Annotated in this window: 15 protein-coding genes; 2 read left to right on the top strand and 13 right to left on the bottom strand. The window is 29.5% G+C overall.

Going from position 1 to position 16,547, the window contains the following annotated elements; translation table 11 throughout:
* Positions 1 to 17 precede the first annotated feature (17 nt).
* The 7 genes from B2P65_RS08455 to B2P65_RS08485 all read right to left on the bottom strand — a co-directional run bounded on the left by B2P65_RS08455 (position 18) and on the right by B2P65_RS08485 (position 7,948).
* A complete protein-coding gene (locus B2P65_RS08455; RefSeq protein ID WP_346879981.1) occupies positions 18 to 788 on the bottom strand; it encodes a copper homeostasis protein CutC in 771 nt (256 codons plus the stop codon).
* Positions 789 to 899: 111 nt separating this feature from the next.
* Positions 900 to 1,895, bottom strand: coding sequence for an asparaginase (locus tag B2P65_RS08460; RefSeq protein ID WP_346879982.1), 996 nt, complete (start codon positions 1,893 to 1,895; stop codon positions 900 to 902).
* Positions 1,896 to 2,078: 183 nt separating this feature from the next.
* On the bottom strand, positions 2,079 to 3,467 hold the full coding sequence (locus B2P65_RS08465; RefSeq protein WP_346879176.1) for an MATE family efflux transporter: 1,389 nt from the start codon (positions 3,465 to 3,467) through the stop codon (positions 2,079 to 2,081).
* Positions 3,468 to 3,653: 186 nt separating this feature from the next.
* Entirely contained in the window at positions 3,654 to 5,162 is a 1,509-nt protein-coding gene (locus B2P65_RS08470; protein ID WP_346879983.1) for a DUF1846 domain-containing protein, read from the bottom strand.
* 132 nt (positions 5,163 to 5,294) lie between these two features.
* On the bottom strand, positions 5,295 to 6,362 hold the full coding sequence (locus tag B2P65_RS08475) for a nitronate monooxygenase (protein WP_346876924.1): 1,068 nt from the start codon (positions 6,360 to 6,362) through the stop codon (positions 5,295 to 5,297).
* A gap of 241 nt (positions 6,363 to 6,603) precedes the next feature.
* Positions 6,604 to 7,254 (bottom strand): zinc dependent phospholipase C family protein, encoded by a 651-nt coding sequence (locus B2P65_RS08480; protein WP_346879984.1) that lies wholly within the window; start codon positions 7,252 to 7,254, stop codon positions 6,604 to 6,606.
* Between the two features lie 19 nt (positions 7,255 to 7,273).
* A complete protein-coding gene (locus tag B2P65_RS08485; RefSeq protein WP_346876926.1) occupies positions 7,274 to 7,948 on the bottom strand; it encodes a hypothetical protein in 675 nt (224 codons plus the stop codon).
* 236 nt (positions 7,949 to 8,184) lie between these two features.
* On the opposite strand from B2P65_RS08485, the gene B2P65_RS08490 reads away from it, so the two are divergent.
* Positions 8,185 to 9,978, top strand: coding sequence for an ABC transporter ATP-binding protein (locus B2P65_RS08490; RefSeq protein ID WP_346879985.1), 1,794 nt, complete (start codon positions 8,185 to 8,187; stop codon positions 9,976 to 9,978).
* 61 nt (positions 9,979 to 10,039) lie between these two features.
* On the opposite strand, the gene B2P65_RS08495 is transcribed toward B2P65_RS08490, so the two are convergent.
* The 4 genes from B2P65_RS08495 to B2P65_RS08510 all read right to left on the bottom strand — a co-directional run bounded on the left by B2P65_RS08495 (position 10,040) and on the right by B2P65_RS08510 (position 12,193).
* Positions 10,040 to 10,513 carry a lasso peptide biosynthesis B2 protein gene (locus tag B2P65_RS08495; RefSeq protein ID WP_346846605.1) on the bottom strand — a complete coding sequence of 158 codons (474 nt, stop codon included), beginning with the start codon at positions 10,511 to 10,513 and terminating at the stop codon, positions 10,040 to 10,042.
* Positions 10,488 to 10,814 (bottom strand): lasso peptide biosynthesis PqqD family chaperone, encoded by a 327-nt coding sequence (locus tag B2P65_RS08500; protein ID WP_346846604.1) that lies wholly within the window; start codon positions 10,812 to 10,814, stop codon positions 10,488 to 10,490. Before B2P65_RS08500 ends, B2P65_RS08495 begins: the two co-directional genes overlap by 26 nt.
* Before the next feature lie 105 nt (positions 10,815 to 10,919).
* On the bottom strand, positions 10,920 to 11,861 hold the full coding sequence (locus tag B2P65_RS08505; RefSeq protein WP_346846603.1) for a hypothetical protein: 942 nt from the start codon (positions 11,859 to 11,861) through the stop codon (positions 10,920 to 10,922).
* Positions 11,862 to 11,962: 101 nt separating this feature from the next.
* Positions 11,963 to 12,193 (bottom strand): hypothetical protein, encoded by a 231-nt coding sequence (locus B2P65_RS08510; protein ID WP_346879179.1) that lies wholly within the window; start codon positions 12,191 to 12,193, stop codon positions 11,963 to 11,965.
* Positions 12,194 to 12,504: 311 nt separating this feature from the next.
* Between B2P65_RS08510 and B2P65_RS08515 the strand changes: the two genes are divergently transcribed.
* On the top strand, positions 12,505 to 12,756 hold the full coding sequence (locus tag B2P65_RS08515) for a hypothetical protein (protein ID WP_346846601.1): 252 nt from the start codon (positions 12,505 to 12,507) through the stop codon (positions 12,754 to 12,756).
* A 51-nt stretch (positions 12,757 to 12,807) separates the two neighbouring features.
* Here the strand turns inward: B2P65_RS08515 and B2P65_RS08520 are convergent, their stop codons facing one another.
* Positions 12,808 to 15,195 carry a right-handed parallel beta-helix repeat-containing protein gene (locus tag B2P65_RS08520; protein WP_346879986.1) on the bottom strand — a complete coding sequence of 796 codons (2,388 nt, stop codon included), beginning with the start codon at positions 15,193 to 15,195 and terminating at the stop codon, positions 12,808 to 12,810.
* Positions 15,196 to 15,286: 91 nt separating this feature from the next.
* Entirely contained in the window at positions 15,287 to 16,516 is a 1,230-nt protein-coding gene (locus tag B2P65_RS08525) for a nucleotidyltransferase family protein (protein WP_346879987.1), read from the bottom strand.
* Positions 16,517 to 16,547: the final 31 nt, after the last annotated feature.

Genomic DNA, 16,547 nt, shown 5'->3' on the forward strand with positions numbered 1-16,547 from the left:
TTAAAAATAATTTTTATCTATTTTATACAATTAGCTTTAGTAATAGTTTTTATATTCTCACACATTTCTTTTAAATATTCGTAGTTAGCTATATCATAGTCAATCTCTTTTGGATTTAGAGGACTTCCAAAGTAAACTTCTGGATTGCATCGGGTTGAATGATCTTTTCTTCTAGTAAAAGAGGCTACATGTAGCTGATTAAACTTCAAAGTTTCGATAATCCATTTTACATTATGAGGTCTTATCCCCCCTGGAAGTATTTCAATTTTTCCCTTACTATACTTTATCAACTCTTTTAAAAGTTCTGCTCCATCTTCTACTGTGTTTTTTTGTCCCTTAGTAAGAATTCTTTTTACACCTAAATCAACTAAGGTATCCAATACTTTAAAGGGATCTTTCACTACATCAAAGGCACGATGGAATACAGCTTCTCTATCTCCTATAATATCCATAAATCTTTTGCATAATTCTACATCAAGAGTACCATCTTCCCGTAATGCTCCAAATACTATACCATCAGCACCAGCTTTAATTGCTGCTTTCATATCTCGTTCCATGGTTTTAATTTCATATTCAGAATAACAAAATCCAGCTCCTCTCGGTCTTATCATTACCATAATAGGAATATCTACTAATTTCTTAGCTTCTTCAATAGTACCTATTGATGGGGTTATTCCCCCCAAAAACATATTTGAATTTAACTCTACCCTATGGGCTCCAGCTTTTTTAGCTATTATAACATCTTCTAGTGAACCACAACATATCTCTACTAAAACATTTTCTTTCATTATTAATTACCTCCATCTCAACCTTTTAATATGTAATATACTTCCTTCAAATAATTACATATTAATATATAACTATCTAAGTAAACTTAATATTAAAAATAGGTTGATTTGCTATAGCTTAAATCTTACAATACTTTCTCCTACTTCTTTATTATTATCATTAACAATAACCCTTGGAAATACCCTTTTTATTCTATCTATAGTATCTTTATTTTTATAATTAATCTGCTCTAATATAGACGCTACAATTAGCGGCCATTCTTCCTCTGATCCGTCTATTATCTTAATTGAAAATCCAAGTCTTTCATCTCTAAGTCCAAAACAATATACTCCTTTTGCTCCACCCTTTGCAACTATATTATCATCCATTAAAAGTAATGAACATATTAAATCAGTACCGGAAACCATCTCAAAATTTTCATTCATTAGTTTAGTAAGCTTTATTACAGCATCTCGTGTTAACTCATCCCCAATAGTGTCAGGACATGCCATCTTCATATAAGCCATAGCTAAATTTTTCATAGGCATTGCAAATACAGGAACTCCACATCCATCTGTACCAACTTTTATCTGTTCTCTTGGATATCCAGATATCATTGAAATGTGGGAAAGAATTTCCTGTTGTGCTGGGCTATTAATATTCCAATATTCCCTTTTATCACAGTTCATATCAGTGCATAAAGTTAAAATTCCCATATGTTTTCCTGAACAGTTGTGATAAATTCGTCTCTTTTCTCCACCATTTCTTAATATTTCTTCTTTAGCATTCATTGATAATGGATATGTAGGTAAACATATAAGTTCATCTTCATCTATCTTGACTTTATCTATTATAGATTCTAATGCCGTAACATGAAATGGTTCTGCCCTATGAGAGCCTGTCATAACTGTAATTTCTTTATTACTAAGATTATACTTTGTATCAATGCCTCTCTTTATTAATGGAATAGCTTGTATTGGTTTTGCTGATGATCTCATAAAAGTTACAAATCCAGGATCACCTATAGAGTAAACAACCTGTCCATCTTCATTTACACAACATATATATCCTCTATGTACACATTCTAAAAGTTCTCCCCTATATTCTTCAATTAAAATCTCATCCATAATAACATTCATTCCTTTCGCTGTGCTCAATGCACAAAATTTTATGAAAGTGATTAACTTCTAAAACACTATCAATAATATAGACAAGTATAAAACAATAATATATATTAAATACACATAGGATAATTATTTATCCCATGTGTATATTTTAACATTAATTCTGATTTCATCCCATAGATTCCTTTATTTTGCCTCTTTCAATTCTATACAATCCTTATGATGAATTATATTTTTCTCCCAGGCTCCTTTGCGATACATTATATATCCAAAAATACATATTATAAGATTGCTAAAACTCATAGAAAACCATATGCCTACAGAACCTATATTTGTAAAATTCTTGAATAGTAATATCATAGGAAGTCTCACAAACCAAAGTCTTCCCACTTCCATCTCCATAGAATATTTAGTATGACCCGATCCCTGAAATACTCCTTGCAATACACTGAATATACCCATAAGTGGCATAGACCATGCTATATATTGCAAATATGTTATCCCCTCTAAAATTACCATCATGTCATCCTTAGACTGCATAAAGAAACCTATGATTTGTTTATCAAAAGCTAATAATACAATTAACCCTAAAACAGAAAAACCGATGGTAAGCTTTATGGCTTTTACAAAGGCTTCCTTCGCTCTTTTAAGTTGGTTACACCCTAGATTTTGACCTATAATAGACGTAAGGGCTGCTCCTATTCCCATGGCTGGTTGAATTACAAGAGATGTAATTCTATTTACCATAGCAAAAGCTGCTAGTGTAGCTGTGCCATAGGATACTATAAAACCATTTAAAGCCATAAATCCTAAGGCTGAACCAGATTGTCCAATAGATGATGGAAGGGCAACTGATATGATTTTCTTAATTATTTCTCTATCAAATCTAAAGTTCTTAAAAGAAGGTTTTACCTTAGATGATCTTCTCATCAATACATAAATTCCAGCTATTGCTAAAACAGCCTTTGACAATAGAGTTGCTATAGCTGCTCCTGCGATTCCCATATTAAATGTAAATATAAATATTGGGTCTAAAATCATATTAAGAACCGCACTAATTGCACTAAGGACAGTTGGAAATACTGTATTTCCCTCTGCATTCATTATGGAGTTAAAGTTAAAAAATAAAAACATAAAAGGCATATCTAAGAAGGTAATTCTTAGATATATTATACTATTTCTTGCGAGTTCCCCTGTACCCCCCATTACTCTTACAACAAAGGGAGATATTATATATCCTACTATAGCAAATAGTATTGAAGATAAAAAAGATACTACCAAAAGCTGACTTGCATACTTATTAGCCTCTTCATATTTATCAGCTCCTATAAACTGAGAAATGATAGATGTACCTGCTATAGATAAGCCCATTCCGATAGATATAAATAAAAAATTAACTGGCCAAACAAACCCTGTAGCTGCAAATTCTACTGATCCAATTTTACTTACCCATAATCCATCAACTAAATTATATAGTGTTTGTATTAAATTATTTATCATAATAGGAATTGCTAAGACACCTATTACTTTGTATAAGTTATCATTTAAAATAAAATTTCTTTTATTCTTAACCATGTTCCCTCCTAAATCACATTTAAATTTGTTATTACTACTATATATATTATATACCATAGATACTATAAATTTCTATAAAAAGCTTAGGATGTCGAAATATATTTTTTTCTAAATAAAACAGTGTATATTTCATGATTTTAAATTCATCATCATATACACTGTTCATTTATTTTTATTTATACTATTTTACATATTATAAAATAAATTTTGTGAAGGATACTCAGCATCACAAGTAACATCTATTCCCAGTTTTCTAAATATTTGCTCGTCACCAGTACTTAGAATAGTAGTAGAGTGAGCTTGACACCCTTTAAGCTTTATAAGTTTTTCTAAAGCAACTTGAGCCATAGGATTAGTAGCAGCACAAATGCTAAGGGCAATCAGTATTTCTTCTGAATTTAAAGATGTATTATTACTTCCTAAAGCATTGGTTTTCAAACTTTTTATAGGTTCTAATACCACTGGTGAAATTAAATGAATCTCATCAGATATGTTAGCTAGGTACTTTACTGCATTTAAAATAGCTGCTGAAGATGCATCCATTAGCTCTGAACTTCTACCTGTTAAAACAGTACCATCTTCAAGTTCTAGAGCTACTACAGGGCAGGCATCATTTTTGTTTGCTTCTAATTTAAGCTTACTAGAATATTCTCTAGCAGGAATGACTACTTTTCTATCCTCTGGTTTAAGATTTAAACTTTCCATAATTATTTTAATTCTTTGAAAAACCTCTGCATCTACATATCCTTTTTTATATTCAACACTAGTTTTAAAGTATCTTCTAATTATCTCCTGTATAGAAGCTTCCTTAACAACTTCATCATCAGTAATTCCAAATCCTACTCTATTAACTCCCATATCTGTTGGTGATTTATATATAGATTCTTTTCCAGTTATCTTCTCAATAATCCTCTTTATAACTGGGAACATCTCAATGTCTCTATTATAGTTTACTGTAACCTCATTGTATGCATCAAAGTGAAAAGAGTCTATCATATTTACATCTTTAAGATCAACAGTAGCTGCTTCATAGGCAATATTTAAAGAATGTTTCAAAGGCACATTCCATACAGGGAAAGTTTCGAATTTAGAATATCCAACAGCATTTCCTCTTTTATTCTCATGGTATAATTGATTTAAACAAGTAGCCAATTTCCCGCTTCCTGGTCCTGGTGCTGTTACTACTACTATTGGCTTAGTAGTTTCTATATATGGATTCCTTCCATAGCCCTCGTCGCTTACGATAGTTTCAACCTCTGTAGGATAACCTTTAATAGCTTCATGCTTATAAACTTTAATACCTCTACGTTCCAATTTATTTATAAAGATATTAGTAGCTGGTTGACCACTATAACGAGTTATAACCACACTATTTACCTGTAAATCATATCCTCTAAGATCATCAATTAATCTTAGTACATCCATGTCGTATGTAATTCCAAAGTCGCCTCTTATCTTATTTCTTTCAATATCACCAGCATATACACAGATAATTATTTCTGCCTTTTCTCTAAGCTTATGAAGTAACTTTATTTTTGCATTTTCATCAAAGCCTGGCAAAACTCTTTTAGCATGCATATCAAATAATAGTTTTCCTCCAAATTCTAGATAAAGCTTATCATAATTATTTACTCTCTCTAAAATATATTTTGATTGTTCTTCCAGATATTTTTCATGATCAAATCCAATTTTCATCTTTACACCTCATCCTAATAATAAAACATACATATTATTATTACATATTTTCATCGTTAGTAAAACCTAAATTAAAAATTTTTAATTTTTTTGTTAATTCTAAATTTGATGTTTATGATTTATTTCTGGATTTTATGCTTTTAAAATTTCTGCTTTTAACTCCTCCATTAATTCCTTTACTGTAACTATACTTTTTATCCTATGGGCATTGTCTCCACAAAATACTAAAGCTTCATCCATATTTCCCTTAACACCATTTATTAGTGCTTCACTAATGCAATAAGGAGTTTCTTTTGGATTACAGTGAGATATACATCTATAGCATTTTTCCACTTTCAATTTCCCTTTAAAAGTATTCTCTACAAATGGATTACATATAGCTCTTCCTGGTAACCCTACAGGACTATCTACTATAACTATATCATCTTCTTTTGAATCAACATAAGCCTTCTTAAAATTTTCTGATGCATCACATTCTACTGTCGCTACAAATCTAGTTGCCATTTGAACTCCATCTGCACCTAGTTTTAGGTATTTAGCTATATCTTTTCCATCGTATATACCTCCAGCCACTACTACTGGAATTTCCTTATTATACTTTTCTCCATAAATTTTAGTTTCATTAATTATATCTACTACTTCTTTATCAAAGGCTTCTTCAGTCATATTTATATTTTCTTTTTTAAATCCTAAATGTCCTCCTGCTCTTGGTCCTTCAACTATAACCATGTCAGGGGCTACTTTATCATGTCTATCCCAAAGCTTCAAAATAACTTTGGCTGACTTTAAAGAAGATACTATTGGTGCAATTTTTACTGAAAAACCTTTGATTAACTTTGGTAATTCCATTGGTATTCCAGCTCCTGAGATTATAATATCCGCACCCCCTTCTATGGCTGCCTTAACATGCTCTTTATAATTATTCATAGCGACCATTATATTAACTCCAATAACTCCTCCATCAGTAGCTTTTTTTGCTAATAAAATTTGTTTTTTTAAAGCTCTAATGTTTGCAGCTAAATTATTACTTTCAAAGTCCTCTTCATCATATCCTACTTGTGCTGCAGATATAACTCCGATTCCTCCTTCATTAGTCACTGCTGATGCAAGTTTTGATCTAGAAACTCCTATCCCCATTCCACCTTGAATTATAGGCATAGGTACAAATATATTTCCTATCTTAAGACCTTTTATATTCATAAAAACACTACCTTTCAAATTAAGATATTTTACTTTGAATTTCAAATACTTTGATAATCAAAGTTTATTTTATTATAAGCCATTTTAATAATTGATGCAATAAGTATCCTAGTGGAATATATATATAATTAACTCATTCTTCATAAAAAATCTACTATTATATTTATAAAGGAATACAAAAATAAAAGAACTATAACATAAAATCATATGTATAGCTCTTATTCTTAATATTTTTCTTTATTTATTGAATTTTATCTTTTAAAATACCATTTATCTTTTTAGAAGTATCATCTATAAACTTATCCATTTCCTCTTCATTAAGATATATAAAATTCTCCTTAGTTTCTTCATTATCTCCTAAATAATATTCTGTTATATACTTAACTTGCTTCATTAAAGCCCCTTTAGGAAAATAATCTATATAATCCGGTACCTCGTCTATATTTTTGAATATAGTATGAAAAATAAAATTAGGATTTTTTTCTAAATATAAAAAATCTAATCCATACCAATCCTTTTTTATGGTCCAAATAAAACTTGCATCCTCTTTTAATTTTTTATTATATAAAGCATTTTTCTTTTTTTCATTGAAAAACTTAGACCATTCAATATCTGTAAGCAAGTGTATATAATATCCAAGGACATAAGAATATTTTGAGTATTCCATCAAATTATTTTTTAGATACCTATCAAAAAACCTCTCTGCATCTATATTATTTTCTTCATTAATCCAATGAGTAATTTTTTTTGGTGGATTGAAGCTACTCCAATCTTCATTCGGAACTCCAGAATCTGGACCAACATTTCCAAGTATAAATGCTATAGAATCTAAATCATCCATATTCTTCAATATGTTTTCTGCAATTCTAAGATGAGCTATCCAAGTTGCCATTAAACCCCTCCTTCTTGTACTATCCTACGACCTCTTGTTCATTAACTATAGTTTTTTTAGACTTTTTGGCTATAGCCATCATAAGACCTAAAGCTATTGATAAGAAAGCCGAAGCAACTACTCTATACTGTGGTGGCATTAAAAATACAAGGGTATGACATGGAATCCAGAAAAATGGAATTGTTTTTAACATACTAAACCCTATGAGCATATTAAAATCAATTTCTTTAACCAAATCATTTATAGTTACCTTTTTCATCCCTCTATATTTAACATCAATATATAAATCACAAAACTTATGAAATAAAAACATAAAAGGTGCAAAAGTAATATTCATCATAGCACTTGTTAAAAATGCATGTCCAAACTTTGAGCCATGGAAAGGTAATCTGCCTATATCTTGTGCAGCTAACACTCCTTCTGAATATAGTGTAAAGGCTAAAGTTATCATCATTCCAATTATTCCCCATATAATTGCTTTAAAAATTAATCCTTTAGTCTTTTGCCACTGTCCATGTAAAATTCTAGCTCCCAACATGTCTCCCATGGTAGCTAAAACAAAGAATTTAAAAAAGCCACTTATATATGGATATGCTTGTGTCATAGCCATAAATACTTCTCTAGTTGTTGGAACTACTAAAACTGCAGCCCATAAAAGTAATAAACCTCCCCATAAGTAATCCCCTAATTTCATTTGATTATTCTCCCCTTTTCTACTGTATCTTTTAAAATTTGTTATTTAATAAATATTATAACGTTTTCAATTCCATTTATCTACAATAAATTTTCATTTTTCAGAAACTTTTTATAAGTTGAAAATCTAGCTTAGTTATGTTACCATATTATTACATTTATATTCATATTTTACATGTTATTTCATTGAAGTATATTTAATTCTTTAATATTAAATAAAGTCTATAGGAGGACTATATGAACAATTCAATAAAGGACATATATCTTAAATACATTAGAATAAGTAAATTAAATAAATATATAAAATTGGAGTCAAAAGAAGATTTTAGAAATCTCTTTGCAAAAATGAAATGGGTTAGTTCTCAATGTAAACCTATTCTCCCTTTTTTTATTTCTACAATAATAATCAATTCTGCATTATCTTTAATTGGAGTTTATAATGCTATAATATCAAAATCTCTTATAGATGCTGCTATTAGTGGTAAAACTTCAACGGTTATTCAATGGCTCATTGTAATGGCCACTATAATGTTTGGAAGAATGCTCATATCTCCTATTACCTCATTTATGAGTACTAGGGCATCTACTAGACTCAATCAAGGTATGCAAAGTAAGCTTTATAAACATCTTACCTATAGTGAATGGATTGAACAATCAAAATTTCACAGTGTTAGCTTGCTTACTAGAATCACATCGGATGTAGGGACAATATCTTCAACAATATTAGGTACTATTCCTAGCATTATATCTCTGCTAGTAACTTTTATAGCTTCCTTTTCTACTCTTATTTATTTTGCTCCATCCGTAGCAATTGTAGCAGTGATAGTAGGTCCTATATTGCTTTTAATTAGTCGTTCCTTTGGTAGAAAACTAAAAAAACTATATAAAGAAATACAAGAAGAGGATATAAAATATCGCTCTTTCATTCAAGAATCTATTCAAAACTTAATGATAGTTAAAACCTTTTGTATGGAAAAATTTAATGTAGATAAACTCCATCTAATACAAAAAAAAAAATATGAGTTAGCTATGAGAAATACTAAACTTAGTGTTCTTTCAGGGATGTCCATGGGATTTTGTTCTACCATTGCTTATTTCTCTATATTTTGTTGGGGGGCTTTAAACATTTCAAAGGGATTGGGAACATATGGTACTTTTACCGCTATGATACAACTCTACAGCAATATTCAAGGTCCTATTTCTGGACTTGCTAACACTTTTCCAGCCCTTATAGGGTGTATCTCAGCTACTGAAAGACTTATGGAGATTGAAGAAATCTCTCTTGAAGATGTCAATGTTCCAAGTATTCCCGAGTCATTTAAGTCTCCCTATATTAAGTTTAAAAATGTATCCTTTAGTTATAGGGAAGGAAACCCTGTAATAAATAATGTAACCTTTAACATAGCTCCTGGAGAAATTGTAGCCTTAATTGGTCCCTCTGGAGAAGGTAAAACAACCTTAATAAGACTTTTACTATCGCTTATTCACTGTGATGAAGGAGAAATTACCCTAGGAAGCTATAACATAAGAAACAGTGATGAAATAGTTTTAAATAGAAATCATAGGGAACTTATTTCTTATGTGCCTCAAGGAAACACTCTCTTTTCTGGAACCATAGAGGATAATCTTCGCTACGGTAAAGATGATGCTAATTCAGATGACATTGAAGAAGCCGCAAAAGCAGCCTATGCATTGAAGTTTATAAACAAATTAGAAGATAACTTTCATACCTTAATAGGTGAAAAAGGTAGTGGAGTTTCAGAAGGTCAAGCTCAAAGGCTAGCTATAGCAAGAGCTCTACTAAGAAAAAGACCAATTTTAATCCTAGATGAGGTAACTTCATCTTTAGATGTTGATACAGAACTCAATGTCCTTAAATCAGTAAAAGAACTAGAACATAAACCAACCTGTATTATAATAACCCATAGACCTTCTGCATTACCTATCTGTGATAGAATTTTAAAACTTGAAAAAGGAACGCTGAAAGAGATTGAGAATAAAGTTATACTAGAAACTGCAGTAAATCAATAAATAAGCCACCAATGAAATTTTTAGGATTTCATTGGTGGCTTTACTCATATGTTACACTAATTCATCTTTTCCATCCCAAAGTTGAAAATTTAGCTACCACTGCATATCCACTTCTATTCTCTCCACCTGTAATAAAGTAAGACCCACACCGTGTCCATGCATGTGCTACCATCTCATTTTTTTCATTCTTTTTAACCCCTAGATAAATTGTAGTTGGTATTCCCTTTCCTCTCATCATTCTTTGTGCAGTAAGAGCTTTAATAAGGCACTTACTTTCCCATGGCGTATATCGTGAAGCACTAATAACTGCCCACTTTATGTCTCGCGCTATTCTATATGAATTTATATCTACCTCATCAGGCGACTCTTCTTTTACATTACCCAATCTCTTCCTAAGTTTATTAAAAGGTACAAAGATTATTAAAGTCCTATATATTCCTGTATATATATAAGCTTCTAGAAATTTCAACTTAATACTCCAATCTAAAATAGCAAAGGTTCTAATCTTTCTAGTTAATACTGATAAGCTCTGCATTTTTAAGTTTTCCTAAAAATTCTACTACATTTTCTTTACACTGACTCTTTTCAACCTGAAACTCTCCAAGCAATGTATTAATAATATTATTAACAGTAGAAGGCTCTTTAATAATCTCCCATATTCTACTTCCAACCTGGTTCATCATAAAATATTGACCTTTTTCTAAATTCATCATAACCACTTCACCATCTAAATCTGTAGCATCAATATCAGAGTTTCTTGTAATCTTAGAATTTAGTGTCATCTCCATGTTTTCATTAATTTCAGCAGATTTAACTTTAAGTTCTTTAATCTCCATCTCTCTCATCCTCTCAAATATAATTATAAATTTAACCCATATAATATTATGCTATTTATAAATGTAACTATAACTCCAATTATTAATATGAATTAACTTAAAAATTTACATATCCCTAAACCCTTTTTTCTCTTTAAATATCTCCTCAATAATTTCTATTTGATCATCCACCGTGTACTTATCCCTAGGCCTTGTAATTCTATAAAACTTAGCTTTTTGAGCGATCTCTATACAGTTTTTGAAATACTTAGGAGTCATACCTTCCATAGATCCTATATATTCATTTCTATATATATTTTTAATAATCTTATTAAGCTTTTCTACTCCCCTTATCTCTTCCACTCTTACATTATCAACCTCACCCATATCAAGCTCACAAATTGCTGTTAGTGGAAACTTTTCTTTAGAAAACCCATGAAAATCTGGAACTATATACTTTATCTTTCCATCAACATGAAAGCAAGGATAAGATTCTTTAACATAACACATATTCTCTAAAGCATCAAAGCATAGTTTATGGTAAGGAAAGCCTGGTTCAATGACTATTTTATTATCAAAACTTAATGCAGCTACATCATCTGCTACAAAATTATAGCCTTTTTTTACAAGTGCTGTAGTCAATGTCGACTTTCCAGCCCCCCTTTCTCCTGTAAATATAATAGCCTTTCCATTTATGACAACGGTGCCTCCATGAATAGCTGTTGACTCCCTTTGAAGTAGGAGAAACCCTAAGACACTTCCCATTATATAAACTTTCATAAGACTTTTATCACAATTCTCACAGGGATCTACTATCACAGTATTTCCATTTTCAATACAATAAGTAGCCACATGGTCTATATGAAACCAAACATGATCCTTTGTTACGTGAATACTTTTTCCCTCTTTAATTTCTTCTAAAATATTATTGGGAGTTTGTCCATATAATATAGTTACAATGTCTTTATCTATAAAATCTTCATTTCTTTTAGGGAATTCTAGAATTTCTATATTGGAATCTATATTAAGTCCATATACTCTATAGAAATACTTTTTATCTATATACATACTTTCATTAAATCCTTTCTGGCATTCTATGTTTCTAATATTTCCTTAAATCAAGACACCTATATCAAGCTTTATTTTGATATAGGTATCTTGGACAAAAATTATGATTGTTTTGGTGCACTTCCATGATTTTTAGGATGCCATCTATTGTGCTTGTAACACCACACCCAATCTGGATGATCAGCAGGTTGAATATTAGGATTAGTGTAATCTTCATTATTAAATTTAATACTCATTGGTTCTTGCCAATTACAAAAATCAATATATTCAGTTTCATTTGTATCACTAGCAGCTAGTTGTAATAATATTGGTTTCTTCCACTCTCTTTTCATTTTTTTCCTCCTTCTATTTAAATATCATCTATATACACATATTGTTTTATGTGTATAATTTTACCATCTTATTGTTTAAGATTCAATAGATGAGTTTATTATTTAAACCTATATTTGATAAAAATCTTTGCATGAAATCTGTTATTGATTACATGCTTTTTTCTAATTACTTTATATAATGTATTTAATAAACTATTACTTTTAAATTAACAAAACTAGCATTATTCTTTAATATCCATCATAATTATTTATATAATTAATTTACATTTATTTACTTTTATAGTAACATATTATAGTAGGGAGGTGAAAAGATGAAAACTTGGAACAAACCAGAATTAACAAATTTAAGTGTTACTGAGACTAAAGATACAAACCCCACATTTTGGAACCCACTTATAGGTGCATGTAAAAATCCTGCTGGTGCAGGCAATAATTGTCCATTAACTTGGGAAAGAGATTGTAAATATTATGAACTACTTAGCTTAGATCTTTGTACTGGATATGGAAAATGTACAAAAAAAATTCAACCAACTCCTCCAGATCCTCAAATTCCAACATCATAAGTTAAACATAAATATAGATAAGAAAGCCTATGCCTTCTTATCTATATTTATTTATTCGGTATAAATTACAAAATATTCATTATTAAAATATATTGGATTTAGAATTTTTGCGTTTCCATTTATAGTATTTCGAATATCATTAAATTCAAATAATCCTTTCTTTATGGTAGTTCCGCTAAAAATATACGGAGATGAGTTTTGGTTAAATACGTTTTCTCTTAAGATAACTTTTCCGTTGGGATTACTATAGGTAGTATCAAACATATTTAAAACAGAATTACTACTGCTATTATTAACTTCATTATTATTAAATATAAGGTTTTTCATTTTTCCTGCTGACAGCTTTATGAAATCATCAGATGAAGAACTCATTTCTATAATATTATTCTCAATCTCTAATACTGTTGAACTTCCCCATGTTTGGGTAAGAAGGTTACAATCTATTATCTTGCATTTATTCAAAATAATAGTTCCTGTATTTCCATGGGTTCTTACTATAGATTTGGAAATGATACATCCATTCATTGAAGCATTTAATAGTACTGTTAAAACGCTATCTTCAATAATACAACTATTAAGTTCAGCACTTAAATAGCATTGTTTCATTTTCAAACTGCAATCTTTTAAATTTCCAACAATTCTCACATTTATAGTTCCATCACTAGTAACTATTGAGTTAAAAATTATATCTTCCTCAGTCATTCTATCAATACTGCTATTTATAAAAGTTTCTCCATAAACATAAGGTCTTTCAGTCACTATAGTATTTCTTGGTTGCAATCTTAAATTACTATTTATAAACTGATTTTCTTTACTTTCAATTTTAGATGAATATTCATAGATTACAGAATTAGATTTAAATATATTTTTAATAAATTTATAATTAGTTGTTCTTCCCCACATATATACCATTCCTGTAAATTCATTTCCTTCAAATATAATATTATCTCCTGCGCAAGTAACTATATCTCCTGATTTATTCCCCATAAATTTATTATTTTCAACTTTAATATCCTGCATTAGATCCCATCCATCTTCAAAGTCAATAGCATAACCAGGTGCTTGACCTCCATTATTTTCAAAAATATTATTTTCTATAGTCCATTGCTGACCTCCACAAAATGCAATTCCTAAACTTCTATTATTTGAAATGTTGCAATTCCTTAAAATCATATTAGTAGGCGGCTCAAAATTACTAATCCAACCTACATAGCCTAAATTACTAGCTATATCTATCTGTGGAAATACAAATCTCACATAGACTGCTCCTTCTGGTATAATAACCTTTCTAAACTGAAGGCACTTCTCTGAAGAAATAAACTGATTATTTTTATCATAGAAATAAGATATATATTGGGGTTGCTTTATATAAGGATACCCTTGATATCCTAAAGTATATCCAAACTCAAATTTCCCGTTACAAGCTGAAATGTTATAAGCTTTAGTCCTAGAAACAATGTTACTTTCAATAATTTCTCCTTTTAGATTTATATCTCCAATCTGAAAATCTTTTACATAAACAGTATTATACCTATTTTTATTGTTACCGCTATTAGTAGCAACGCCATAACCTGGTACATTGATCACTGAAATATTATCTATAATACAATCTAAACCACCATTTACTACTAATCCACATCCCCACTCATGAGTTCCTGGTACTGTAATATAATCATGGGTTTCTTTATCTCCTTCTAAAATTCCATTGGTAAATATAAGGTTTTCTGCTCCATCTTCAAAGCTAACAATAGAATATCTTTCTAGTGCATTACTGTTAATTTTTAGAGTAGAACCATTTAAATCTATAGTTATATCTTTTAATTTAATTACTATTGGATTATTTTCATCTATTAAATAAATACCCTTTGGAAAGATTATCTTTTTATACTTTAGTGATGATGACATGAATTCTAAGGCTTTATTAATACCTTTAGATGTTTCTATAGGTGAAGTTCCATCGTTTTTAATATTAAAATATTTCAAATCAATAATATACTCAGTACTTTCCTTCTTCCTATACTTGAAATCTATAACTACATTGGGATTTTCTATAGTTAATATTACTTTTACTTTACTCTCGGTAATTAGATCATAACCTTCTATTGACTTTGCTTCATAATTATATTCTCCCATATCAATATTCTCTATATTAATAGAAGGTATTAATTTTTCATTTGTATCAATATTTATATAGTTAATTTCTATACATCCATAAATAGGCTCTGGTATATCCTTCTTATTATAATAAAATGTTATAGTATAATTTTTTATGAAGAAAATCACAAATAAAAAGATAGTGCCTTTTATTGGAGTATATCCATTAATATCTTTAGCTTTGTATATATATAATCCCGTCTTTACATTTTCATAAATATCTTTGGAGTATATTAATGCCTTAGTCTCATTATCTCTATATTCTATAGTAACTGTACTACTCATATCTTTTCTCCCTTTGGACTTTAATTTATACTATAGACTTGTCCTATAATATAATATTCAATTATTGGGATTAGTGATATAATTCTATACCCTATAATTCCATCCATTTCAGTAATTTATTTTTCTTTACAGAAATAGAAGCTCCCCTTATTATAAACTTACTCTTTTCAATAAAGGAATATTCTTTTCTAAACAAACCTGCTATTAAGTGGTGAAACCATGCTATAGGGATTAATATTTTACATATCTTTGCATAATTATATTTATATGACATATATTCTACCCTAGGAAACATAAAACGTATGTATCTCTTTATGGCTCCTAAAGTGGCATTATTATCTTTACATTCATAGTTAAAAGCAATTTGATTACCGAAGGCATTTACCACGTCCTTTTTTCCATAAACTCCACCCTTTAAAATTTCATCTATGAGCAAATTAATATATTTTACTTGATCCAATTTAATATTTATTAATTCATTAGGAACTTTCATGTGAAATAATCTATTACATAATAAAAAAATTATAACGTTAAACTTTTCAAAACCATATTTCTTGGATTTGTCTAAGAAACTTATCCATGAAATTTCATTTCCCTTATTTTCTACTAATAATACTAAGTCACAAAGCTGTCTTAACCCAAATCCATTGGCAGCTAAATGAGATGCCATATGCATACATAGGTGTAAAGCTAAATCTTCATAGCAAAGAGATTTTACTTCTGAGTCACCTACATTAATTTTTATAGAATTATTCCATACGTCTTCTTCAAATTTATCAAGATCAATACTAAATCCATCTCTCTTAACAATATGCCAGTGTACTTCTATAATAGGAAAAGTATAATGATAAAATACTATATGATGAGATGAAGCATGATCCTCTAATTGGCTATAACCCAAGTCTAATAAAATACATTTAACTTTTTTCAAATCTTCTTTATGAACTAATATATCTGCATCATTCATATCCCTTTGTTCTGGGTGAGGATAAAAATTCCTTACCACTAGTCCCTTTAATACAATTACAGGAATTTCTTCGTCATTAAACCTACTAAATATTTTAGCTAAATTATATATATTTCTCAGTTGTTTTGTTCCAGTATGAAATACTGATATCTGAAGCTTTTTTAGCAATTCACAATCTAGCTGTGATATCATATCTTTTTCACTTAAAGATGAATAAATTATTCCCTCCACTTTATGTAATTGGGCTATAGTTAATATTTTATCCCAATTAACGTTATTATATAATCTATATGTTATTTTCCCCCTGATTGAATGAGACAATAATTCTATGAATTCACTCTGTGTATTGTCCATAATTACACTCCTAACTATATTAAATTTACGT

The sequence above is a fragment of the Clostridium sp. UBA3061 genome, from assembly GCF_002367465.1.
In the GTDB taxonomy this organism is placed as follows: Bacteria; Bacillota; Clostridia; order Clostridiales; family Clostridiaceae; genus Clostridium_J; species Clostridium_J sulfidigenes.

Excerpts from the sequence above, each read along its gene's own strand:
- B2P65_RS08455 (WP_346879981.1), bottom strand. The coding sequence starts at position 788 with ATGAAAGAAAATGTTTTAGTAGAGATATGTTGTGGTTCACTAGAAGAT.
- B2P65_RS08460 (WP_346879982.1), bottom strand. The coding sequence starts at position 1,895 with ATGGATGAGATTTTAATTGAAGAATATAGGGGAGAACTTTTAGAATGT.
- B2P65_RS08465 (WP_346879176.1), bottom strand. The coding sequence starts at position 3,467 with ATGGTTAAGAATAAAAGAAATTTTATTTTAAATGATAACTTATACAAA.
- B2P65_RS08470 (WP_346879983.1), bottom strand. The coding sequence starts at position 5,162 with ATGAAAATTGGATTTGATCATGAAAAATATCTGGAAGAACAATCAAAA.
- B2P65_RS08475 (WP_346876924.1), bottom strand. The coding sequence starts at position 6,362 with ATGAATATAAAAGGTCTTAAGATAGGAAATATATTTGTACCTATGCCT.
- B2P65_RS08480 (WP_346879984.1), bottom strand. The coding sequence starts at position 7,254 with ATGGCAACTTGGATAGCTCATCTTAGAATTGCAGAAAACATATTGAAG.
- B2P65_RS08485 (WP_346876926.1), bottom strand. The coding sequence starts at position 7,948 with ATGAAATTAGGGGATTACTTATGGGGAGGTTTATTACTTTTATGGGCT.
- B2P65_RS08490 (WP_346879985.1), top strand. The coding sequence starts at position 8,185 with ATGAACAATTCAATAAAGGACATATATCTTAAATACATTAGAATAAGT.
- B2P65_RS08495 (WP_346846605.1), bottom strand. The coding sequence starts at position 10,513 with ATGCAGAGCTTATCAGTATTAACTAGAAAGATTAGAACCTTTGCTATT.
- B2P65_RS08500 (WP_346846604.1), bottom strand. The coding sequence starts at position 10,814 with ATGGAGATTAAAGAACTTAAAGTTAAATCTGCTGAAATTAATGAAAAC.
- B2P65_RS08505 (WP_346846603.1), bottom strand. The coding sequence starts at position 11,861 with ATGTATATAGATAAAAAGTATTTCTATAGAGTATATGGACTTAATATA.
- B2P65_RS08510 (WP_346879179.1), bottom strand. The coding sequence starts at position 12,193 with ATGAAAAGAGAGTGGAAGAAACCAATATTATTACAACTAGCTGCTAGT.
- B2P65_RS08515 (WP_346846601.1), top strand. The coding sequence starts at position 12,505 with ATGAAAACTTGGAACAAACCAGAATTAACAAATTTAAGTGTTACTGAG.
- B2P65_RS08520 (WP_346879986.1), bottom strand. The coding sequence starts at position 15,195 with ATGAGTAGTACAGTTACTATAGAATATAGAGATAATGAGACTAAGGCA.
- B2P65_RS08525 (WP_346879987.1), bottom strand. The coding sequence starts at position 16,516 with ATGGACAATACACAGAGTGAATTCATAGAATTATTGTCTCATTCAATC.